General features: G+C 60.3%; 15 protein-coding genes and 4 tRNA genes. 5 read left to right on the top strand and 14 right to left on the bottom strand.

Annotation, left to right across the window (positions count from 1 at the left end):
* Window positions 1-50 precede the first annotated feature (50 nt).
* From NHH73_03495 to NHH73_03480, 4 genes are all read left to right on the top strand, one after another.
* Window positions 51-539: an Lrp/AsnC family transcriptional regulator gene (locus NHH73_03495; GenBank protein USX27375.1), complete on the top strand. Its 489-nt coding sequence runs from the start codon at window positions 51-53 to the stop codon at window positions 537-539.
* A gap of 67 nt (window positions 540-606) precedes the next feature.
* Window positions 607-1,791 (top strand): HPP family protein, encoded by a 1,185-nt coding sequence (locus NHH73_03490; GenBank protein USX27374.1) that lies wholly within the window; start codon window positions 607-609, stop codon window positions 1,789-1,791.
* 90 nt (window positions 1,792-1,881) lie between these two features.
* The gene (locus tag NHH73_03485; protein USX27373.1) at window positions 1,882-3,687 is read left to right on the top strand and encodes a DUF885 family protein; all 1,806 of its coding nucleotides are present in this window, start codon (window positions 1,882-1,884) and stop codon (window positions 3,685-3,687) included.
* A 193-nt stretch (window positions 3,688-3,880) separates the two neighbouring features.
* Window positions 3,881-5,299, top strand: coding sequence for a HAMP domain-containing histidine kinase (locus tag NHH73_03480; protein ID USX27372.1), 1,419 nt, complete (start codon window positions 3,881-3,883; stop codon window positions 5,297-5,299).
* 23 nt (window positions 5,300-5,322) lie between these two features.
* On the opposite strand, the gene NHH73_03475 is transcribed toward NHH73_03480, so the two are convergent.
* From NHH73_03475 to NHH73_03410, 14 genes are all read right to left on the bottom strand, one after another.
* Window positions 5,323-5,928, bottom strand: coding sequence for an ArsR family transcriptional regulator (locus tag NHH73_03475; protein USX27371.1), 606 nt, complete (start codon window positions 5,926-5,928; stop codon window positions 5,323-5,325).
* A 317-nt stretch (window positions 5,929-6,245) separates the two neighbouring features.
* A complete protein-coding gene (gene rpoC / locus NHH73_03470; GenBank protein ID USX27370.1) occupies window positions 6,246-10,478 on the bottom strand; it encodes a DNA-directed RNA polymerase subunit beta' in 4,233 nt (1,410 codons plus the stop codon).
* A gap of 119 nt (window positions 10,479-10,597) precedes the next feature.
* A complete protein-coding gene (gene rpoB, locus NHH73_03465; protein ID USX27369.1) occupies window positions 10,598-14,704 on the bottom strand; it encodes a DNA-directed RNA polymerase subunit beta in 4,107 nt (1,368 codons plus the stop codon).
* 298 nt (window positions 14,705-15,002) lie between these two features.
* A complete protein-coding gene (gene rplL / locus NHH73_03460) occupies window positions 15,003-15,380 on the bottom strand; it encodes a 50S ribosomal protein L7/L12 (GenBank protein ID USX27368.1) in 378 nt (125 codons plus the stop codon).
* A gap of 70 nt (window positions 15,381-15,450) precedes the next feature.
* Window positions 15,451-15,990: a 50S ribosomal protein L10 gene (gene rplJ, locus NHH73_03455; protein USX27367.1), complete on the bottom strand. Its 540-nt coding sequence runs from the start codon at window positions 15,988-15,990 to the stop codon at window positions 15,451-15,453.
* Between the two features lie 259 nt (window positions 15,991-16,249).
* The gene (gene rplA, locus NHH73_03450; GenBank protein ID USX27366.1) at window positions 16,250-16,945 is read right to left on the bottom strand and encodes a 50S ribosomal protein L1; all 696 of its coding nucleotides are present in this window, start codon (window positions 16,943-16,945) and stop codon (window positions 16,250-16,252) included.
* A gap of 2 nt (window positions 16,946-16,947) precedes the next feature.
* Window positions 16,948-17,379, bottom strand: a complete 432-nt coding sequence (rplK, locus tag NHH73_03445) for a 50S ribosomal protein L11 (protein ID USX27365.1) — start codon at window positions 17,377-17,379, stop codon at window positions 16,948-16,950.
* Window positions 17,380-17,500: 121 nt separating this feature from the next.
* Window positions 17,501-18,130 (bottom strand): transcription termination/antitermination protein NusG, encoded by a 630-nt coding sequence (gene nusG, locus NHH73_03440; protein USX27364.1) that lies wholly within the window; start codon window positions 18,128-18,130, stop codon window positions 17,501-17,503.
* Window positions 18,130-18,513: a preprotein translocase subunit SecE gene (gene secE, locus NHH73_03435; protein ID USX27363.1), complete on the bottom strand. Its 384-nt coding sequence runs from the start codon at window positions 18,511-18,513 to the stop codon at window positions 18,130-18,132. Before secE ends, nusG begins: the two co-directional genes overlap by 1 nt.
* A 35-nt stretch (window positions 18,514-18,548) precedes the next feature.
* Window positions 18,549-18,624 (bottom strand) — tRNA-Trp (locus NHH73_03430).
* A 67-nt stretch (window positions 18,625-18,691) separates the two neighbouring features.
* A complete protein-coding gene (gene tuf, locus NHH73_03425; GenBank protein ID USX27362.1) occupies window positions 18,692-19,882 on the bottom strand; it encodes an elongation factor Tu in 1,191 nt (396 codons plus the stop codon).
* A gap of 135 nt (window positions 19,883-20,017) precedes the next feature.
* A tRNA-Thr gene (locus NHH73_03420) sits at window positions 20,018-20,092 on the bottom strand.
* A gap of 54 nt (window positions 20,093-20,146) precedes the next feature.
* Window positions 20,147-20,220 (bottom strand) — tRNA-Gly (locus NHH73_03415).
* A gap of 48 nt (window positions 20,221-20,268) precedes the next feature.
* Window positions 20,269-20,353, bottom strand: a tRNA-Tyr gene (locus tag NHH73_03410).
* Window positions 20,354-20,582: 229 nt separating this feature from the next.
* Between NHH73_03410 and NHH73_03405 the strand changes: the two genes are divergently transcribed.
* Window positions 20,583-23,891, top strand: coding sequence for an EAL domain-containing protein (locus NHH73_03405; protein ID USX27361.1), 3,309 nt, complete (start codon window positions 20,583-20,585; stop codon window positions 23,889-23,891).
* Window position 23,892 lies beyond the last annotated feature (1 nt).

Below are 23,892 nucleotides of genomic sequence, written 5' to 3'. Positions count from 1 at the left end.
GCTTCATTACTCCGCAATCCGGTTAAAATCGTTTTCTTAGCCTATTTCATATGAATTCACTCGATAAATTCGACTGTGCCATCCTGGCCGCGCTGCAGGTGGACGGCACGCTCTCGATCGCCGCGCTCAGCGAGAAGGTCGGCCTGTCCAGCACGCCGTGCTGGAAGCGGGTCAAGCGCCTGGAGGAGGAAGGCTATATCGAAAGCCGCGTCGCCATCGTCAACCGGCGCAAGGTCGGCCTGCCGGTGACGGTGTATGTCAGCGTACGCACCGGCCAGCACGACGCCAAGTGGCTCGACCGCTTCGCCGCCGCCGTCATGGCCTTGCCGGAGGTGCAGGAATTCCACCGCATGAGCGGCGACGTCGACTACCTGCTCAAGGTGGTCACCACCGACATCGACGGCTACGACGCGTTTTACAAGCGCCTGATCAAGGTCGGTCAACTGACCGGCGTGTCGTCGGCGTTCTCGATGGAACAGATCAAATACACCACCGCCTTGCCGCTGGAACTGGTATCCCATCAGGATTCGCACCAATAAGGTGCAACGTGCGTGCATGAGCCGGCCCGACATGGGATAATGCTTATTTCAAATACTCATTAAGCCCATGCGCGCTTTCCTGGACCGCTGGCTCCCCAGCCCCACCACCGCCAGCGGCGCCGAACAGCTGCGCGCCGCCATCGGCGCCCTGTGCGGCCTGCTCATCACCGCCGTCCTCAGCCACTTCCTGCTCGAACCCAGCAGCGCCACCATCTTCATGGTCGCGCCGGTGGGCGCTTCGGCCGTGCTGCTGTTCGCGCTGCCCGCCAGTCCGCTGGCCCAACCCTGGTCGGCCATCGGCGGCAACGTCGTCAGCGGACTGGTGGGCGCGGCCTGCGTGCGCTGGCTGGGCGCGGGTTCGGCCATATCGTTGCCGATGCCGATGCTGTGCGGCGTCGCCGTCGGCGCGGCGATCGCCGCCATGTTCGCGCTGCGCTGCCTGCATCCGCCCGGCGGCGCGGTGGCGTTGACGACCGTCATCGGCGGCCCCGCCGTGCACGCGGCCGGTTTCGAATTCGCGCTGCTGACGGTGCTGGTCAACACCGCGCTGCTGACCGGCATGGCCATCATCTACAACAACCTGACCGGGCGCCGCTATCCGCACACGCAGCAGGCCGCCCATCCGAATCCGCACGGCACCAGGGACGCGGTGCCGACCGTGCGGCTGGGCTTCAAGCCCGAGGACCTGGACGCCGTGCTCAAGCAACACGACCAGGTGCTCGACATCAGCCGCGACGATCTGGAATCGCTGTTCATGCAGACCGAGCAGCGCGCCTACCAGCGCCGCTTCGGCATCATCAATTGCGCGGACATCATGTCGCGCGACATCGTCAGCGCCGAATTCGGCACCGACCTGGAGCAGGCGTGGCAGTTGATGCGGCGCCACCAGGTGGCGGCCTTGCCCGTGCTCAACCGCGCGCGCAGGGTGATCGGCATCGTCACGCAAACCGACTTCCTCGACCATGGCGGCCTGGATAATTACGGCGACATCCGCCGGCAACTGCGGCGTTTCCTGCGCAAGAGCGGCGTCACCCACACCGAAAAAGCCGAGGTGGTCGGCCAGATCATGACCCACCACCCGACCACGGCGCGGCTCGACACGCCCATCGTCGACCTGGTGCCGCTGATGGCCGACTCCGGCTTCCACCATATTCCGGTGGTCGACGACGAGCAGCGCTTCGCCGGCATCATCACGCAATCGGACCTGGTGGCGGCGTTATATGAGAGCCGCTTCGCCGAAGCGGCCGCCTGACGTGGCTTGATACAATTTGTTTCTTGGGCGGCCGACGCTATGCCTTATGCTAGTCACCCGCCAGAGTTCTCATTGACCAGGAAACAAAACATGAAGCATGCATCCCGTCTTGCCAGCGTCGCGGCCGCGCTCGCGCTGGTGTTCGTTCCAATCAGCAACAGCATGGCGGCCCCGGCAGCCGCCGTGCCACGGGTCAGCGCCACCCCGGCGCACCAGGCGCTGCTGGCCATCGCCGACCAATACTACGACGCCGTCGCCCGCTACGAGCCGATCGGCGCGACCGAGAACGGCGACAACCGCTACGACGACCAGCTGGGCCTGAGCATCTCGCCGGGCAAGCGCGCGCTGCAGTTCAAGATGTACCGCGATTTCAGCAAGCGCCTCAAGGCCATCAAGCGCGCCCACCTGAACGCCGAAGACCGCCTCAACCTGGACATCCTCACCTATGAACTGCGCGGCCTGCTGGCCATGGAGCGCTTCCCCGAGCACCTGTTGCCGGTCACGCAGATGGACAGCGTGCCGGTCGTGCTGGCCAACTACGCCGGCGGCGAGGCGTCGCAGCCGATCGCCACCGTCAAGGAATACGACGCCTATCTGAGCCGCATTTCGCAGATGCCGGCCTGGATCGACCAAGCCATCGCCAACATGCGCGAAGGAATGAAAAAAGGCGTCACGCAGCCGAAGGCCATCATGATCTCGGCGCTGCCGCAGTTCAAGAAGCTGGTCAGCGACACGGCGGAAGCGAATATCTTCTACACCCCGATCAAGAAATTGCCGGCCGGCTTCAGCGACGCCGACAAGCAGCGCCTGACGGCCGCCTACCGCAAGACCGTCGGCGACGACATCATGCCGGCGCTGGCCCGCCTGGCCACCTTCCTGGAAAAAGATTACCTGCCGGCCTGCCGCACCTCGACCGGCCTGGGCGCGCTGCCGGACGGCGCCGCCTGGTATCAGGCGCGCGTGGCCAACGCCACCACCACCACGCTCAAGCCGGACGCGATCCATGCGATCGGCCTGCGCGAAGTGGCGCGCATCCAGCAGCAGTTCGCCGAGCTCGGTCCCAAGCTCGGCTACAACGGCCCAGCCAAGGGCTTGCCGGTATGGGTTGCCGCGCAGGACAAGTTCCGCCCGTTCAAGACGGAGGAAGAAGTGCAGGCCGTGTTCCACAAGCTGAACGACGTGCTCGACACCAAATTGCCGCAGATGTTCACCTTGATGCCGAAGGCCAAACTGGACCTGCGCCTGGAACCTGAACTGAGCCGGGCCACGGCGTCCGACCACTACACGGCGCCGGCCGGCGACGGCTCGCGTCCAGGCGTGTTCTGGTCGGTGGTCAACGATCCGGCCAAGTACGGCAGCACCGGCATGACCACGCTGTTCCTGCACGAGGGCAAGCCGGGCCACCACTTCCACATCGCGCTGATGCAGGAATTGAACCTGCCCGACTTCCGCAAATATGGAGGCAACAACGCCTTCACCGAAGGCTGGGCGCTGTATTCCGAAACCTTGGGCAAGGAAATGGGCTTGTTCGATGATCCGGCGCAATACTTCGGCCACCTGAACGACGAGCTGCTGCGCGCCACCCGCCTGGTGGTCGACACCGGCATGCACGCGCAGGGCTGGACGCGCGAGCAAAGCATCCATTACATGCGCGACACCCTGGGCTACGACGACTACGCCAAGACCGAAACCGAACGCTATATGGCGTGGCCGGGCCAGGCGCTGGGCTACAAGATCGGCTCGCTCAAGATCGTCGAACTGCGCCACCGCGCGGAAGAGGCGCTAGGCGATCGCTTCAGCCTGCCTAAATTCCACGAGGTGGTGCTCAGCGACGGCACCGTGCCGCTGGCGCTGCTGGAAGAAAAAGTGGACCGCTGGATCGCGTCGCAGCGATAACCGCAATGGGCCGCGACGATGGCGACATCGCGGCGGCCCAGCTTGCCGTGCCCCGCCCATATGTTACGTCTCCTTCCGGCGTTGACACAGTCCTGCGCCACCTTGATCTATCGCAAGAACCCTCCTGAAATACAAGCGCCCTCTTCCGGCTCGCGCAATACTGCGACTATCATTAAGCCTGCTGAATGCGCTCATGCACTCTCTCCTGCCCGCCATTGTCTCGCTACTCTTCCTGAGCTACGGGGCATATGTGCTGCATTCGCGCGGGGTCAGCCGGGTCAGCCTCACGTTATTCCTGCTCTGCACCACCACCTTTTGCTGGCAATTCTCCTGGGCGGTCCTGTTCCAGATCCGCGACCCGGACGAGGCGCTGGCGGCGGCCAAGCTCGGCTATCTGCTGATCCTGTTCCTGCCCACCACCTTGTACCATTTCGTCGCCGAACTCACCGCGCAGCGCAGCGAGCGCCGCTGGGTCGAACTGTCCTATCTGTTCGCCGGCTTCCTGGGTGTGATCCTGCTGAGCAGCAACTGGCTCATCGCCGGGCTCTACACTTACTTCTTCGGCTTTTATCCCAAGGCGGGCCCGCTGCATGTGCTGCACTTGCTGCACACGATGGTGGTCGTCGGCCGCAGTCTGTGGCTGCTGTACCGCCGCCAGCAGTTGGCCGTATCGACCGAAAAAACGCGCTTGCGCTATTGCCTGGTCAGCATGCTGATTTACTTCTTCGCATCGGTCGATTATCTGTGCAACTACGGCGTGCAGTTCTATCCGCCCGGCATGCTGTTCGTCGCGGCCAGCCTCGGCCTGATCGCCCAGGCCATGGTCCGGCACAACTTGCTGGCCGACCCGATGGAAGTCGCCGCCTCGATCGCGCACGAAATGCGTACGCCGCTGGCCACCATCCGCAGCCAGTCGCGGGTGTTGGCCAAGTCGCTGCCGGAGTTACTGGCCGGCTACCACTTGGCGGTCGAACACAAGTTGATCGAGCCAACCTTGCAACCTGCGCAACTGAACTACCTCGGCAAGCTGACCCAGCACATCGACGCGGAGATCAGCCGCTCCAACTTCGTGGTCGACATGATGCTGGCCTCGGCCCGCGCGGGGATGCTCAGCCGTAGTGATTTTGCCAACCATTCGATCCAGAAATGCGTGGAGGAGGCGCTGGCCTGCTATCCGTTCGAAAGCTCGATGCGGGACAAGGTGGTGGTCAAGGGCGGGCACGATTTCACGTTCTTCGGCTCGGACGTGCTGCTGGTCTATGTTTTATACAACCTGTTCAAGAACGCGCTGTACGCGATCAAATCGGCGGGACGGGGAGAATTGGAGATCGCTTTCTTTATCGACGGCGCCGATAAAAAGCTGTTGGTAACCGATACCGGCAGCGGCATACCGGCCGACGTGCTGCCCCACGTTTTCGAACCGTTTTACAGCACCCGGCATAATGGGGGCGGCACGGGAATGGGGTTGGCGTTTTGCGAGCAGGTGATTACCGCGTTTGGCGGGAAGATTCATTGCGAATCCCAGGCCGGGCGTTATACACGGTTTTCTTTATCGTTCCCCCAAAGACAGGTATCTGCCGCTTGGGCGAATGAGCGGACGATGGAATATTAGGCGGGAATATTAAAGCGCGAAAATTAAACCGCCGCGTCCTCGTTGATGACTTTCTCCAGATCGGATTCCTCACCCAGCACATAGATTTTCTGTTCGCGTAATACCTGCAGAATGAATGGCTGTTGTTCGCGCAGGCGCCGCTTAAAATCGGGAATCGAATACAGGTTGGGATTGATCTTTCGGCGCAATAAGCGCTCGGCGACTGGCAGCCTGGATAACAACTCACCGTAGCTGGTGTTATCGCCGATCAGCAGCAACTCCACCGGCGTATCCATGCCCTCGTGTTCCTTGGCCGTCGCGCCATAAACAAAGGCCACGTTCAATACATGCTGCAGCGGCGCCAAAGCCGAATTCAATACGCTGACCAGTCCGAAGGTTTTCTTGACCAGGCTGCTTAATTCCCCGAACACGATGCATTCCTTGTTGGGCTTGAAGCGGCGCACATTGCCGATGCGTTCGGACGTGATGACGCCGGACTCGTGCAGGCGTTTGAGCTCGCGTTGGGCCGAGGCGCTTCCCAGGCCGGTCAGGCGCATAATCTCGTTCAGGTGGAAACCTTGATTGACACGTACAAACAGCAAGCCCAGCAGTTTTTGCTGGGCGGGAGTGAAGAGGGCTTGAGCGATCATGAGCCAGATATTAGCATGAACGAACTAAATGCTGGCGCAAACTCCGGGGTCAGGTCCTCCATTTCTACACGGACTATAGCGTAGGGGGCTGGGCGCGTGCGCGCGGTTGGCTGTCAGGCGGCGCTTGGCGGATTACGGCGTGCCGCCTAATCCGCCCTACGTGGATCTGTGGTGTCGCGGCGGTCCCGGCACGGATTTAACCGAATCACAGAATTAATTTCCTTCGGGCGTACGATGTGAATTCCCGACTTTTATTAAATCGTGGGCATAAAAAAACGGCACCCGAAGGTGCCGTTTTATATTGCGCTACATTTCTATTACGCTTCGCCGTCGTGCGGAGTAACGGTTTCCACCGCTTCCACATCGCCGCCCGACATCGAGGCTTTTTCGGCCAGCAGCAGAGCTTGACGCTCTTCCACTTCCCACTGCTCTTTCTCTTTGCGAGCGCGGTGGAATGCCAAGCCGGTGCCGCCTGGAATCAGACGACCAACGATGACGTTTTCTTTCAGACCGCGCAGACCATCGCGCTTGCCCATAATCGCGGCTTCCGTCAGAACGCGGGTGGTTTCCTGGAACGATGCGGCCGAGATAAACGAATCGGTCGACAGCGATGCCTTGGTAATACCCAGCAGAACGTTTTCGTAGGTTGCAGGAATCTTATTCTCTACATTCATACGGTCGTTTTCATCCAGCAGTTCCGAACGCTCAACCTGCTCGCCAACGATGTAGTTGGTGTCGCCGGCATTAACGATCTGAACGCGACGCAGCATCTGACGCACAATGACTTCAATGTGCTTGTCGTTAATCTTAACGCCCTGCAGACGATAAACGTCCTGCACTTCGTCAACGATATAACGGGCCAGCGCTTCGATACCCAGCAGACGCAGAATGTCTTGTGGATCGGCTGGGCCGTCGACAATCATCTCGCCCTTGTTCACCACCTGGCCGTCGTGGACCAGCACTTGCTTGTCCTTGGTGATCAAGAACTCGTGCTTGTTGCCGTCCATGTCCGTGATTTCCAGACGCTGCTTACCTTTGGTTTCCTTACCGAATGCAACCGTACCGGTCACTTCGGCCAGCATACCCGCGTCTTTCGGCGAACGTGCTTCGAACAGCTCGGCAACGCGCGGCAGACCACCGGTAATATCGCGGGTCTTCTGCGATTCGGTCGGGATACGTGCCAGCACTTCGCCGACCGATACCGCTTGGCCGTCTTTCACCATGATCAGCGCGCCGACCTGGAAGCCGATCGCCACCGAGTGTTCGGTGCCTGCGATCTTGACTTCTTCGTTCGAGTCGTTGAGCAGTTTGACCTGCGGACGCAGCGTTTTGGTCAACGAACCGCGACGCTTCGCATCGATCACGACCAAAGTCGACAGACCGGTCACTTCGTCCACCTGACGGGCAACGGTCACGCCTTCTTCGACGTTCTCGAAACGCACCACACCGGCGTATTCGGTGATGATCGGACGGGTCAGCGGATCCCACGTCGCCAGGGCCGTACCGGCCTTGATGACCATGCCGTCCTTGACGATCAGGGTCGCGCCGTACGGCACCTTGTGACGCTCGCGCTCACGGCCGTGGTCGTCGGTGATCAGCACTTCGCCCGAACGGGAAATGACGATTTGCGCGCCCTTGCCGTTGGTAACGTAACGCATGGTCGAGGTGAAACGGATGGTACCGTTCGACTTCGCTTCCACCGACGAGGCAACCGCCGCACGCGATGCCGCACCACCGATGTGGAACGTACGCATGGTCAGCTGGGTACCTGGTTCACCGATCGACTGCGCGGCAACCACACCGACAGCTTCGCCGGCGTTGACCAGCATGCCACGGCCCAGATCGCGGCCATAGCACTTGGCGCACAGGCCGAAGCGCGTGTCGCAAGTCAGCGGGGTGCGGACCTTGACTTCATCGATCGACAAACGCTCGATCTCTTCAACCATGTCCTCGTCCATCAGGGTGCCGGCTTCGTACAAGGTCGCCTGGGTTTCCGGATTGACGACGTCGTTGACCACCACGCGGCCAAGGATACGGTCGCGCAGCGCTTCGATGACTTCACCACCTTCGACCATCGCCTTCATCAGCGTGCCGTTCGAGGTGCCGCAATCATCTTCAATGACGACCAGATCCTGGGTCACGTCGACCAGACGACGGGTCAGGTAACCCGAGTTCGCGGTTTTCAGCGCCGTATCGGCCAGACCTTTACGAGCGCCGTGGGTCGAAATGAAGTACTGCAAAACGTTCAGACCTTCGCGGAAGTTCGCGGTAATCGGCGTTTCGATAATCGAACCGTCCGGTTTCGCCATCAGACCACGCATACCGGCCAGCTGGCGAATCTGCGCAGCCGAACCGCGGGCGCCCGAGTCGGCCATCATGTAAATCGCGTTGAACGATTCCTGGGTCGACTTGGTGCCGTCACGCTTGATGACGTCTTCCACTTTCAGCTGGTCCATCATGGCCTTGCCGACTTCGTCCGAGGTCTTGCCCCAGATGTCGACGACCTTGTTGTAACGCTCGCCGGAGGTCACCAGACCCGAGGCGTACTGCTGCTCGATCTGCTTGACTTCGGATTCCGCAGCCGAAATCAGGGTGACTTTTTGTGGCGGTACCAGCATGTCGTCCACGCAGATCGAAATACCGGCGCGGGTCGCCAGGCGGAAGCCCGACTGCATCAGTTGGTCAGCAAACACGACCGTCGCGCGCAGGCCGCACTTACGGAACGAGGTGTTGATCAGCTTGGAAATTTCTTTCTTTTTCAGCGCGCGGTTCAGCACCGAGAAAGGCAGGCCTTTCGGCAGGATTTCCGACAGGATGGCGCGGCCGATCGTGGTCTCGTAGCGAGTCACGGTGCGGACGAATTCGCCGGTCACTGGATCTTTTGGATTCTCGACGATACGTACGGTGATGCGAGTCGTCAGTTCCACTTCCTTGTTGTCGTAGGCACGAATGACTTCCGACACGTCCTGGAACAGCATGCCTTCGTTTTTCGCGTTGATCGCTTCGCGGGTCGCGTAGTACAGACCCAGCACGATATCCTGCGAAGGAACGATCGACGGTTCGCCGTTCGACGGGAACAGGATGTTGTTCGACGCCAGCATCAGGGTACGCGCTTCCATCTGCGCTTCGATCGACAGCGGAACGTGCACAGCCATCTGGTCACCGTCGAAGTCGGCGTTGAATGCCGCGCAGACGAGTGGGTGCAGTTGGATGGCCTTGCCTTCAATCAGGACCGGCTCGAAAGCCTGGATGCCCAGACGGTGCAGCGTAGGCGCACGGTTCAGCATGATCGGATGTTCGCGGATCACGTCTTCCAGGATGTCCCAGACGACCGGTTCTTGAATTTCAACCAGTTTCTTCGCCGCCTTGATGGTCGTAGCCAGACCCATCAATTCCAGCTTGTTGAAGATGAATGGCTTGAACAGTTCCAAGGCCATCAGCTTCGGCAGACCGCACTGGTGCAGTTTCAGCTGTGGACCCACCACGATGACCGAACGACCCGAATAGTCGACGCGCTTACCCAGCAAGTTCTGACGGAAACGACCGCCCTTACCTTTGATCATCTCGGCCAGCGATTTCAGCGGACGCTTGTTGGCGCCGGTCATCGCTTTGCCGCGACGGCCGTTGTCCAGCAGCGAGTCGACCGCTTCTTGCAGCATGCGCTTTTCGTTGCGCGTGATGATCTCTGGAGCACGCAGCTCCATCAAACGCTTCAGACGGTTGTTACGGTTGATCACGCGGCGATACAGATCGTTCAGATCCGAGGTCGCGAAACGGCCGCCGTCCAGCGGGACCAGTGGACGCAGTTCCGGCGGCAGCACCGGCAGCACTTCCATGATCATCCACTCAGGCTTGATGCCCGAACGCTGGAACGCTTCCAGCACTTTCAGACGCTTGGCGTATTTCTTGATCTTCGCTTCGGACTTCGATTCCTTCAGTTCCACGCGCAGGGTCTCGGCATCGCGGTGGATGTCGATCGAGCGCAGCAGTTCACGGATACCCTCGGCGCCCATGAAGGCGGTGAAGTCGTCGCCGTACTCTTCGTACTTGGCGGCGTAGTCGTCTTCCGACATGATCTGGCACTTCTTCAGCGGGGTCATGCCTGGATCGGTCACGACGTATGCTTCGAAGTACAGCACGCGTTCGATGTCCCGCAGGGTCATGTCCAGGACCATACCCAGACGCGACGGCAAGGACTTCAGGAACCAGATGTGCGCGGTCGGCGAGGCCAGCTCGATGTGGCCCATGCGCTCGCGGCGCACTTTGGCCAGGGTGACTTCAACGCCGCACTTTTCGCAGATCACACCGCGGTGCTTGAGGCGCTTGTATTTGCCGCACAGGCATTCGTAGTCCTTGATAGGACCAAAGATCTTGGCGCAGAACAGGCCGTCGCGCTCAGGCTTGAAGGTACGATAGTTGATGGTTTCCGGCTTTTTAACTTCGCCGTAGGACCACGAACGGATTTTTTCAGGCGAAGCGAGACCGATCTTGATCGCGTCAAAGGTCTCGTTCGTCTGTACTTGCTTGAATAGATCGAGCAGTGCTTTCATGTATCACTCCAGAGGTGATTAAACTTCTAATTCCTGAGACTACATCGCCCGGACTGGTTACCCAGCCGGGCTTTGTGTTTCTCAAACCAAACGACAGTCTTATGTAACCGAGCTGTCTTTTAGTTTCGTTCGAGGTCGATATCGATACCCAGCGAACGGATTTCCTTGACCAGCACGTTGAACGATTCAGGCATACCGGCGTCGATCACGTGGTCGCCTTTGACCAGGTTTTCGTACACTTTGGTACGGCCGTTGACGTCATCGGACTTCACGGTCAACATCTCTTGCAGCACGTACGATGCGCCGTACGCTTCCAGTGCCCACACCTCCATCTCACCGAAGCGCTGGCCGCCGAACTGGGCTTTACCGCCCAGTGGCTGCTGCGTCACGAGCGAGTACGGACCGGTCGAACGCGCGTGCATCTTGTCGTCGACCAAGTGGTGCAGTTTCAGCATGTGCATCACGCCAACGGTGACCTTGCGCTCGAACGCTTCGCCGGTGCGGCCGTCGTACATCGTGACCTGGTTCTTCGAAGGCGTCATACCCAATTTCTGGGCGATGTCGTCAGGGTACGCCAAATCCAGCATGCGGCGGATTTCCGACTCGTGCGCGCCGTCGAACACCGGCGTAGCGAACGGAACACCCTTCTTCAGGTTGTTCGCCAGCTTCATGATCTCTTCGTCGTCGAACTGGTCCAGATCTTCCGGACGGCCGTTCTCGTTGTAGACGGTGGTCAGGAACTTGCGCATCTCTTCGACTTTGATCTGCTGTTGCAGCATCTCGCCGATACGGATACCCAGGCCTTTTGCCGCCCAACCAAGGTGGGTCTCGAGAATCTGACCCACGTTCATACGCGAAGGAACACCCAGCGGGTTCAGCACCACGTCCGCCGGCGTACCGTCGGCCATGTATGGCATGTCTTCGACCGGCACGATACGGGAAACCACACCCTTGTTACCGTGGCGACCCGCCATCTTGTCGCCCGACTGCAGGCGGCGCTTAACGGCCAGATACACTTTGACCATCTTCTGCACGCCAGGTTGCAGCTCGTCGCCTTGCGTCAGCTTCTTGCGCTTCTCTTCGAAGGCCAGATCGAACTGGTGACGCTTCTCGTTGATCGATTCCTTGATCGCTTCGAGGGCGGTGGCGGCGGCGTCGTCCGCTGGACGGATGTCGAACCAGTGGTACTTGTCCAGATCGTCCAGGTATTCCTTGGTGATCTTGGCGCCCTTGGCCAGCTTCTTAGGACCGCCGTTGACGACCTGGTTGATCAGCATTTTTTCCAGACGCTGGAAGGCGTCGCCCTCCACGATGCGCATCTGGTCGTTCAGGTCCAGGCGGAAACGCTTCAGTTCATCGTCGATGATCTGTTGCGCGCGCTTGTCGCGAACGATGCCTTCACGGGTGAACACTTGCACGTCGATGACGGTGCCGATCATGCCCGAAGGCACGCGCAGCGAGGTGTCTTTGACGTCCGAAGCCTTCTCGCCGAAGATCGCGCGCAGCAGCTTTTCTTCCGGGGTCAGCTGGGTTTCGCCCTTCGGCGTCACTTTACCGACCAGGGTGTCGCCGGCTTGCACTTCGGCGCCGATGTAGACGATACCGGACTCATCCAGACGAGCCAGCTGGTTCTCAGCCAGGTTCGAGATGTCGCGGGTGATTTCTTCCGCGCCCAGTTTGGTATCGCGAGCAACGACGCTCAGTTCTTCGATGTGGATCGACGTGTAACGGTCGTCTTTGACGACGTTTTCCGAGATCAGGATCGAATCCTCGAAGTTCAGACCATTCCATGGCATGAAGGCCACGGTCATGTTCTGGCCCAGAGCCAATTCACCCAGATCGGTCGATGCGCCGTCGGCGATCACGTCGCGCTTGGCAACACGGTCGCCCACCTTGACGATAGGACGCTGGTTGATGTTGGTGTTCTGGTTCGAACGGGTGTACTTGATCAGGTTGTAGATGTCGACACCGACTTCGCCGGCGGTTGCTTCGTCATCGTTCACGCGAATCACGACACGGCCCGCATCGATGTAGTCGACGATACCGCCGCGCAATGCTTGCACGGTGGTGCCCGAGTCGACTGCCACGGTGCGTTCGATACCGGTACCGACCAGTGCTTTTTCAGGGCGCAGGCAAGGAACGGCCTGGCGCTGCATGTTGGCACCCATCAATGCGCGGTTCGCATCATCGTGTTCCAGGAACGGAATCAGCGACGCGGCGACCGAAACGATCTGGCCAGGCGCCACGTCCATGTACTGGATGCGCTCTGGCGACACCAGAATGGTTTCGCCGGCTTCACGGGCCGAGACCAGCTCATCGCTGAGCGTGCCTTCGCTGCTGATGGTCGCGTTCGCCTGAGCGATGATGTAGCGGCCTTCTTCGATTGCCGAAAGGTAATCGATCTGGTCGGTGATCTTGGAACCTTCGACCTTGCGGTACGGGGTTTCCAGGAAGCCGTATTCGTTCAGGCGGGCGTACAGCGCCAGCGAGTTGATCAGACCGATGTTCGGGCCTTCAGGCGTTTCGATCGGGCACACGCGGCCGTAGTGGGTCGGGTGCACGTCGCGCACCTCGAAACCAGCACGTTCGCGGGTCAGACCGCCAGGTCCCAGGGCGGATACACGACGTTTGTGCGTGATTTCCGACAGCGGGTTGGTCTGGTCCATAAACTGCGACAGCTGCGACGAACCGAAGAATTCACGGATCGCGGCCGAGATCGGCTTGCTGTTGATCAGGTCGTGCGGCATCAGGTTGTCCGCTTCGGCTTGGCCGAGGCGTTCCTTGACGGCGCGCTCGACGCGCACCAGGCCGGCGCGGAACTGGTTTTCGGCCAGTTCGCCGACGCAACGTACGCGGCGGTTACCCAGGTGATCGATATCGTCGACTTCGCCGCGGCCATTGCGCAGTTCCACCAGGATCTTGATCACGGCCAGCACGTCTTCGTTCGACAAGGTCATGGCGCCGGTCAGTTCGTCACGGCCGATGCGGCGGTTGAACTTCATGCGGCCGACGGCGGACAGGTCGTAGCGGTCGGCGCTGTAGAACAGGCCGTTGAACAGCGCTTCGACCGAGTCTTCCGTTGGCGGTTCGCCAGGACGCATCATGCGGTAGATCGCGACGCGCGCGGCCATCTGGTCGGCGGTGTCGTCGATGCGCAGGGTTTGCGAAATGTACGCGCCCTGGTCCAGATCGTTGGTGTACAAGGTCTGGATTTCGCTGATGTTGGCTTCGCGCAGGCGGCCGAGGACGTCTTCGGTCAGCTCATCGTTGGCGGACGCGACGACTTCGCCGGTCTCCGGATCAACGATGTTCTTGGCCAGCACGCGGCCCAGCAGGTAGTCTTCCGGCACGGAAATATGCTTGATGCCGTTCGATTCGATGTCGCGCACGTGCTTGGCGTTGATGCGCTTGTCCTTCAGCACCAAGGTCTTGCCTTCCTTGTTGACGATGTCGAAGCGGGCGACTTCGCCACGCAGACGCTCGGCAACGAATTCCATCTCCGCGCCTTCCGAGCGCAGGTTGAAATTGTCGAAGACGAAGAAGTTCGCCAGGATTTGCTCGTGCGACATGCCGATCGCCTTCAGCAGGATCGTCACCGGCATTTTGCGGCGGCGGTCGACGCGGAAGAACAGGATGTCTTTCGGGTCGAACTCGAAGTCCAGCCACGAACCGCGGTAGGGAATGATACGCGCGGAGAACAGCAGTTTGCCCGACGAGTGGGTCTTGCCGCGGTCGTGTTCGAAGAACACACCAGGGGAGCGATGCAGCTGCGAAACGATAACGCGCTCGGTACCGTTGATGACGAACGAACCGGTGGTCGTCATCAAAGGCAGTTCGCCCATGTAGACTTCCTGTTCCTTCATCTCTTTGACGACCGGCTTGGTCGGCGATTCCTTGTCCAGGATCACCAGACGCACCTTGGCGCGCAGCGGCGACGCGAACGTCAGGCCACGCAGTTGGCATTCCTTGACGTCGAAGGCGGGATCGCCCAGGACATACGACAGGAATTCGAGACGCGCAAAGCCATTGTGCGAAACGATAGGGAATATCGAGGTAAAGGCCGACTGCAGGCCGTCGTTCTTGCGGGTCGACGGTGCGACGTCTTCCTGCAGGAAACTATGGTAGGACTCGAGCTGGGTAGCCAGCAGGAACGGAACGTGGTGAACGTTGGCGCGCTTCGCGAATGATTTGCGAATGCGTTTCTTCTCAGTAAATGAGTAGTGCATGGACACTCCGTGAGTGACAGAAAGGATAAAAAATTCAGGTTTTGCCAGTGCGCGAACCGGTCGACTTCAACCGTTCCACAGCCACTTCAGCAACAATCTCGGCTGCATGTCACACAGACGAAACCTGAAATCTCTACCATTTCCAGCTGATTTGAATAAACTACTAACCACTGCAGCGTCGGACAATACGCTACAAATACGACGAGGACGACAAAGGAGCCAAAGCCGGATTTCCTCCCTTTCGAAAGGAAATCCGCAGCTTTGGCTCGAGGCGCTAACTAGCCGCCGTACAACTTGATTACTTCAGTTCAGCCTTGGCGCCAGCTTCTTCCAGCTTCTTCTTAGCGGCTTCAGCGTCAGCTTTCGACAGGGCTTCTTTGACGGTCTTAGGAGCGCCATCAACCACGTCTTTGGCTTCTTTCAGGCCCAGACCGGTGATTTCGCGAACAGCTTTAATCACGCCAACTTTGTTCGCGCCGATTTCGGTCAGAACAACGTTGAACTCGGTTTGCTCTTCAGCGGCAGCTGCGCCGCCGGCTGCGCCGCCAGCTGCTGGAGCAGCCATTGCAGCGGCCGAAACGCCGAATTTTTCTTCGAAAGCTTTGACCAGTTCGTTCAGGTCCATTACGGACATTTCGCTAACTGCTGCCAGGATGTCGTCTTTGCTAATTGCCATTTGAAACTCCAATAATTTATTGATTCGTTAGTACATCAGATTGGTACTTGAGAAAAAAACCCGATCGCAATTAAGCGGCTGGGGCTTCTTCTGCTGCAACTTCTTCAGCTGCGGCAGGAGCGCCTTCGGATTTTTTCGCTGCCAGAGCAGCCAGACCACGTGCAAAGCCCGACACCGGAGCCAGCATAACGCCCAACAACTGCGAAATGAGGACTTCACGGCTAGGAATGCTCGCCAACGCGGTAACAGCTGCTTTATCCAGCTGCTTGCCTGCGTAGTTACCTGCGGTGATGACCAGTTTGTCGTTGGTTTTAGCGAAGTCAGCGATGACTTTAGCTGCTGCAACGGCATCGTCCGAGATCGAGTAGATCAACGGACCGGTCATGCTGTCTGCCAGGTTGGCGAACTGCGTGCCTTCGACGGAGCGACGAGCGAGCGTATTTTTCAACACACGCAGGTACACGCCTTGAGCGCGCGCTTTGGCACGAAGTTGCGTCAAGTGAGCAACCTGGATGCCACGATATTCGGCCACGACGATAGTTTGCGCAGTTGCTACTTTTGCGGAAACTTCGGCGACGACGGCCTTTTTGTCATTCAGATTGAGACCCACGGTCAACCTCCTTAAATGATGACGGGCGACTGCCTGCCATCGGTTCGAACAACGGCGTCCGAGGTTTAGGAGTCCAATGGACTACGAAACTTGATCGGGTACACCATCTGCGTTGGGCGGAAAATCCAATTAACCCGGCGCCTGCCTGCTGCGCTGAGCCCAACGGTCTTTGATTGTCTGGCCGGCATTGCAAGCAACACCGACCAGCCCAAAGAACTGCCCCCTGCGGATGAACCGCAAGAGGACTTAAAAGTAAAACTTAAGCAGCCAGGGTAGCGTGGTCAACACGGACGCCAGCGCCCATGGTCGACGACAGCGAAACCTTGCGCAGGTAGATACCCTTGCTCGATGCTGGCTTGGCTTTGTTCAGCGCGTCGATCAGGGCAACCAGGTTGCTCTTCAGATCGGCGTCGGCGAACGACTTGCGGCCGATCGTAGCGTGGATGATACCGGCTTTGTCGGTACGGTACTGAACCTGGCCGGCTTTCGCGTTTTTCACGGCGGTAGCGACGTCAGGGGTAACAGTGCCGACCTTCGGGTTAGGCATCAGGCCGCGTGGGCCCAGGATCTGACCCAGGGTACCGACGATACGCATGGTGTCTGGCGAAGCGATGACGATATCGAAAGGCATGTCGCCGGCTTTGACGCGCTCGGCCAGGTCTTCCATACCAACAACGTCGGCGCCGGCGGCTTTAGCCTGCTCGGCTTTTTCGCCCGAAGCGAACACGGCGACGCGAACGGTCTTGCCGGTGCCGGCTGGCAGCACGACGGAACCGCGAACGACCTGGTCCGACTTCTTAGGATCCACGCCCAGCTGTACCGACACGTCGATCGATTCGTTGAACTTGGCGGTGGCCAGCTCTTTGATCAGCGCAACAGCGTTGTCGAAGGCATAGGTCTTGGTGCTATCAACTTTGGATTTGATAACTTTAGCGCGTTTGGACAGTTTTGCCATGATTACAGACCTTCCACCGTGATGCCCATCGAACGTGCGGAACCAGCGATGGTGCGTACAGCAGCATCCATGTCGGCAGCGGTCAGATCTGGGGTTTTCAATTTAGCGATTTCTTCAGCTTGCGCGCGGGTCAGCTTACCGACTTTGTCGGTATGTGGCTTCGGCGAACCTTTGGTGATACCCGAGTGCTTCTTGATCAGGTAGGTCGCTGGCGGCGTCTTCATCACGAAGGTGAACGACTTGTCGGCGAAGGCGGTGATGACGACCGGAATCGGCATGCCTGGTTCCATACCCTGGGTCTGCGCGTTGAACGCTTTGCAGAATTCCATGATGTTCAGACCGCGCTGACCCAGCGCTGGACCGATCGGTGGGGATGGGTTTGCTTTACCAGCTGGCACTTGCAGCTTGATAAAACCAATGATTTTCTTTGCCATGATGGCTCCTATCTTGGGTATGAGTAGTAGCGCCCCGCCATGCGATCGATTGCATGGCGGGGCTCCTCTGGTGCCAGATTGTCGGGGTTTTTACACCGTCGCCCGTTCTGGCGAACGGTATTTATACTTTTTCGACCTGGCCGAATTCGAGCTCGACTGGTGTGGCGCGGCCGAAGATGGTGACCGAGACGCGCACTTTCGATTTCTCGTAGTTGACTTCCTCGACGTTGCCGTTGAAGTCGGTGAACGGGCCATCCTTGATGCGGACTTGCTCGCCCACTTCGTACAGCACTTTTGGCCGTGGCTTCTCGACACCCTCTTGCATCTGCTGCATGATCTTGTCGATCTCGCGCGCTGGAATCGGGGTCGGCTTGTTCGATTTGCCGCCGATGAAGCCGGTCACCTTGTTGGTGTTTTTCACCAGGTGCCACGTCTCGTCGGTCATTTCCATCTCAACCAGGACGTAGCCCGGGAAAAAACGACGCTCGGTGACGGACTTTTGACCGTTCTTGACTTCCACCACTTCTTCGGTCGGCACCAGGATCTGGCCGAACTGGTCTTGCATGCCGGCGCGTTCGACGCGCTCGGTCAGCGCGCGCTGCACGCTTTTTTCCATACCGGAATACGCATGAACAACGTACCAGCGTTTATTGCTCACTGGAACGCTTACCGGCGCGGATACAGCTTCAGCCGCCGGTGCTTCGCCGGTGACTTCTTCGCCTGCCGCGTCATCTTGCACGTTTTCGTTCATTATTTTCGTATGCCCAGAATGAGATCGTACAACAGGAATTCCAACGTCTTATCCGTGCCCCACAGGAACAGCGCCATCACCAGCACGAAGGCAAAGACAATGCCGGTGATCTGGGTTGCTTCGCGACGGGTAGGCCAAACGACCTTTTTCGTCTCGCGTACGGCTTCTTTGGCGAAATTCAGGAAATCACGGCCAGTCGACGAAGTCCACAAGAGCAGAACGGCAAAAGCCAAACCAGCTACAAGTGCGCCTGCGCGTACGAGAGCTGGTTTGTCTGACAGGTAATAGAACCCCACCACGCCTGCGATTGCAACGGCTATTGCCAGTGCAACCTTAATCTTGTCATTCGACGTGCTGACGGTCTGCACGGATTGATTTGACATTTAATTTACTTTCGGTGCCCTGCACCTGAAAACGGTGGCAGGGACGGAGGGCATCGAACCCCCAACCTTCGGTTTTGGAGACCGACGCTCTGCCAATTGAGCTACGTCCCTACGTAAAACTACAAAGGATATCGATTATACCACCAGAGACGCCCCTGGTGGTAGATCAGGATATTCCTTAAGCGATGATCTTCGCAACAACACCTGCACCAACGGTACGGCCACCTTCGCGGATTGCGAAGCGCAGACCTTCTTCCATCGCGATCGGGTTGATCAGCTTGACGGTGATCGACACGTTGTCGCCTGGCATAACCATTTCTTTGTCCGCTGGCAGTTCGATCGAACCGGTCACGTCAGTCGTACGGAAGTAGAACTGTGGACGATAGTTGTTGAAAAACGGGGTGTGACGGCCGCCTTCATCTTTCGACAGGACATAGATCTCGCCGGTGAAGTGGTTGTGCGGCTTGATCGAACCCGGCTTGGCCAGAACCTGGCCACGCTGTACGTCTTCACGCTTGGTGCCGCGCAGCAGCAGACCGACGTTGTCGCCGGCTTGACCCTGGTCCAGCAGCTTGCGGAACATTTCCACGCCGGTGCAAGTGGTCTTGACGGTGTCGGTGATACCAACGATTTCGATCTCTTCGCCGACCTTGATGATGCCGCGCTCGATACGACCGGTCACAACGGTACCGCGACCCGAGATCGAGAACACGTCTTCCACTGGCATCAGGAAGGCGCCATCGACTGCGCGCTCTGGCGTAGGGATGTAGCTGTCCAGTGCGTCGGCCAGACGCATGATCGCGTCAACGCCCATTTCGCCTTCTTTGCCTTCCAGCGCCATACGGGCCGAACCTTTGATGATTGGCACGTCGTCGCCTGGGAATTCGTACTTCGACAACAACTCGCGAACTTCCATTTCGACCAGTTCCAGCAGCTCCGCGTCGTCGACCAGGTCGCACTTGTTCAGGAACACGATGATGTATGGAACGCCAACCTGGCGGGCCAGCAGGATGTGCTCGCGGGTCTGTGGCATTGGGCCGTCAGCTGCGGAGCACACCAGGATCGCGCCGTCCATCTGTGCCGCGCCGGTGATCATGTTTTTGATGTAGTCGGCGTGGCCTGGGCAGTCAACGTGTGCGTAGTGACGGGCAGCGGTTTCGTACTCGACGTGCGCGGTGTTGATGGTGATGCCGCGTGCTTTTTCTTCCGGAGCCGCATCGATCTGGTCGTATGCTTTAGCTTCGCCGCCGAATTTCTTCGACAGAACGGTTGCGATCGCAGCGGTCAGGGTGGTCTTGCCGTGGTCGACGTGGCCGATGGTGCCGACGTTGACGTGCGGCTTGGTCCGTTCGAATTTACCTTTTGCCATTTTAGACTCCTAACGATTTGGTGTGATTGCCCGGGCTCGCGCCCGACTGTCTGTGAATACTGCTGAATTTGTTGCTACCGAATTTTTTGCTGCTCTGTGCCGACGTGCTGCGTATTACTGATGCACTGCGAATTCTGGTGCCCTTTACGTGGATTGAACACGTGGCCTCTCCCTTACCAAGGGAGTGCTCTACCACTGAGCTAAAAGGGCTGATGGGGTACTACTATTTGATGCCCTGCCTGCGCATCTGCATTGCAACAACACTGGAGCGGGTGAAGGGAATCGAACCCTCGTCGTAAGCTTGGAAGGCTTCTGCTCTACCATTGAGCTACACCCGCGAGGTATCGTTCATTTCACTTTTGCTACTCAGTCTCACCGCAACAACTTGGTGGAGGGGGCTGGATTCGAACCAGCGTACTCATAGAGAACAGATTTACAGTCTGTCGCCTTTAACCACTCGGCCACCCCTCCGCGAGGAACCGCAGAGTATGAAGCAATTACTTTGACCTGTCAACCCTCCAATTTCATTTGGACTGCGATATTTTGCGTCCCTGAGGATGAACCGTCTGCTTCGGGGCGAGATTTTAACTGGACCGCGTGCAAAAGTGCAAGTGTTGTTTTTACGTTGAATGATTTCCTATACAATCAGTCACAGCTGGACCCGCTTTTCGACCCACCACGCGACCCGGGAGCACCGCAGTTGAACACCACGCAGCTGTATTCCCCCGGCTCAGGCCGACGTCATCTGGCGCTGGCCAACCTGGCCCTGCTGGCCGCCTATCTGATCGCCGGCCGCCTCGGCCTGCTGCTGGCGCTGCCGCCCGGCTACGCTTCCCCGATCTTCCTGCCCGCCGGCCTAGCCCTGGCCGCCTGTGCCATGGGCGGCATGCGGCTGTTGCCGGCCGTCGCCCTCGGCGCGCTATGCGTCAACCTGATGCCGTCGTGGCAGGGTTTGGGCGGCATCGGCGCGCCCGCCCTGCTCGGCGCGCTGTCGGCCGCCGCCGGCGCCACCTTGCAAGCCTGGGTGGGCGCCAGCCTGTTCCGCCGCCACATCGACCCGGCCCTCGGCTCGGGGCGCGACGTGGCGCGCTTCATCTTGCTGGCGGTCAGCGTCACCGTCATCAGCTGCACCGTCTCGCTGTCGGGCATGCTGCTGGCCGGCGCGCTGCGCTGGGACGGCCTGGTGGGCGACTGGCTGGCCTGGTGGATGGGCGACACCATCGGCGTGCTGCTGGCCGCGCCGCTGACGTGGATCGCCATCGGCCGCCCGCGCGCGCTGTGGGAACGGCGCCGCCTGCTGGTGGGCCTGCCGCTGGTGCTGTCGGCGGCCGCCTTCATCGCCATCTATGTGCAGGCCGACAAATGGGAAAGCAACCAGCAGTTGCAAACCTTCCGCCTCAAGGCGCAGCAGACGGGCGACCTGCTGCAGGCGCAATTTAGCGAGCACGAACGCTTCATCTACGCCATGGCCAAGGCGCTCAACGATCCCAGCCGCATCCTCGGCGCGGACGACTTCAGCAACCTGGCGCACGGCTACCTCGACCAGCGCCCCGAGCTGCTGTCGATGGGCTGGCTGGTGCCGGTGGCCGGCGCCGACCGCGCCACGTTCGAGTCGTGGGCGCGCCAGCACGTCGCGCCGGCGTTCGAGATCCGCGAACGCTCGCTGGCGGGCACCTGGCGCGTGGCACCCAGGCGTGCACGCTACTTCCCGGTCACCTTCGTCGAACCGGGCGAGGCGCGCGACTATATCGGTCTCGATTTCCTGTCCGAGGACCAGCGCCGCGCCGCGCTGGAGCGGGCGATCCAGTCGGGCCAGCCGACGGCGACGTCGCCGCTGCAATTCGCGCGCACCCTGCCCGGCCATGGCGTGGTGCTGCTGCAAACGGTCTATCCGAACAACGCCCAGCACCAGCCGGCCGGCGCGCTGCTGATCGCGCTGCAGTTCGACGCCTACCTCGACCAGGCGCTCAAGCGCTCCGAGTTCGAGCACTTCCTGGTGCGCTTCGAGGACATGGACGACGACACCCCGGGCCGCAGCCTGCGCGACACGCTGCTGCGCGCGCCGGCCACCGGCGACTTCCAGCACCAGCTGCATTTCGGCGGCCGCATCTACGAGCTGACCTTGGCGCCGACGCCGGCCTACCTGCAGCAGCAGCGCGGCTGGCAAAGCTGGACGGTGCTGACCTGCGGCCTGCTGCTGACAGGCCTGCTGGGCGCGCTGATGCTGCTCATCAGCGGCGAGCGCGCGCGCATCCAGGCGCAGGTCAAGGACAGCACCGCGCGCCTGCGCGAACGCGAAGCCAGGCTGCAAGCGATCCTGAACAAGGCGGCCGACGCAATCCTCACCATCGACGGCGACGGCCTGCTGATGTCGGCCAACGCCGCCGCCGGGCGCCTGTTCGGCTACACGCCGGAGCAGATGACGCGCCTGCGGCTCGAGCGCCTGATCCCGGTCGGCGTCGGCGAGGCCGACGGCCTCGACGCGGCCGGCCTGCTGCGCATGATCGCCTGCGGCGTCACGCACGACTACACCCTGACCGGCTGGCGCAGCGACGGCAGCGAATTCCCGCTGGCGATCTCGGTGAGCGAAGTCGAGCTGCCCGACGAGCACCTGTTCGTCGCCATCCTGCACGACCTCACCGAGCAGCGCATGGCGCAGGAGCGCATCCACCGCCTGGCCCACCACGACACCCTGACGGGGCTCGACAACCGCCTGTCGCTGAACCTGCGGCTGGAGCAATTGCTGGCGCAGACGCGCCGCACCCACGGCGCCGCGGCGGTGCTGTTCATCGACCTCGATCACTTCAAGAAGATCAACGACACCCACGGCCACCAGACCGGCGACCTGCTGCTGGTCGCCGTGGCCCAGCGCCTGCGCGAGCTGCTGCGCGAGGTCGACATCATCGCCCGCCTGGGCGGCGACGAATTCATCGTCGTCACCTCCGGTGGCGTCACGCCGGACGACGTCACCCACATCGCCGTGCGCATCGTCGAGTCGCTCACCGAGCCTTATCCGCTCGAGGGCAAGACCATCCACAGCGGCGCCAGCGTGGGCGTGGCGATGTTCCCGTCCGACGGCGACGACGGCAGCACCCTGATGCGCCACGCCGACACCGCGATGTATGCCGCCAAGAGCCAGGGACGCGGCAACTTCCAGTTCTTCTCGGCGGCGATGAACGTCGCCACCCACGAGCGGCTGATGCTGGAGAACCGATTGTGGCAGGCGCTCGAGCAGGACGAGTTCGAGCTGTATCTGCAGCCGCAGGTGGAGCTGGCCACGCAGCGCATCATCGGCGCCGAGGCGCTGCTGCGCTGGCACCATCCGGAGCTGGGCATGGTGGGGCCGGACCGCTTCATCCCGATCGCCGAGGAGTCGGGGCTGATCCTGCCGCTGGGCGACTGGGTGCTCAAGCGCGCCACCGGCCTGCTGGCGGCGTGGCGCGGCACGCCGCTGGCGCATCTGCGGCTGGCGGTCAACCTGTCGGCGCGCCAGTGCCACGGCGCCGGCCTGCTGCCGCACCTGGACCACCTGCTATCGAGCCAGGGCATCGATCCGGCGCTGCTGGAACTGGAGATCACCGAGTCGGCGGCGATGCAGGATCCGGAGCGCAGCCGCGCGCTGCTGGTCGAACTGCGCTCGCGCGGCATCAAGGTGGCGATCGACGATTTCGGCACCGGCTATTCGTCGCTCAGTTATTTGAAGTTGTTCGAGATCGACCGCATCAAGATCGACCGCGGCTTCGTCAAGGATATCGAGACCGATCCGGACGACGCTGTGATCGTCGCGGCCACCATCGCGCTGGCCCATTCGCTGGGGCTGGGCGTGGTGGCGGAAGGGGTGGAAACCGAGGCGCAGCGCGACTTCCTGCGCGCCAAGCAGTGCGACGAGGCGCAGGGGTATTTGTTTGCGCGGCCGATGCCGGCGGCGCAATTCGAGGCGATGGCGCAAAACGAGGATGCTGAAGATGAGGAACCACGCAAACACGTAGGGCGGATTAGCGCAGCGTAAT

The sequence above is a fragment of the Oxalobacteraceae bacterium OTU3CINTB1 genome (assembly GCA_024123955.1).
Classification (GTDB): Bacteria; Pseudomonadota; Gammaproteobacteria; order Burkholderiales; family Burkholderiaceae_D; genus Rugamonas.
The sequence above is the reverse complement of the archived record's forward strand: the minus strand, read 5'-3'. Positions and strand labels throughout refer to the sequence as shown.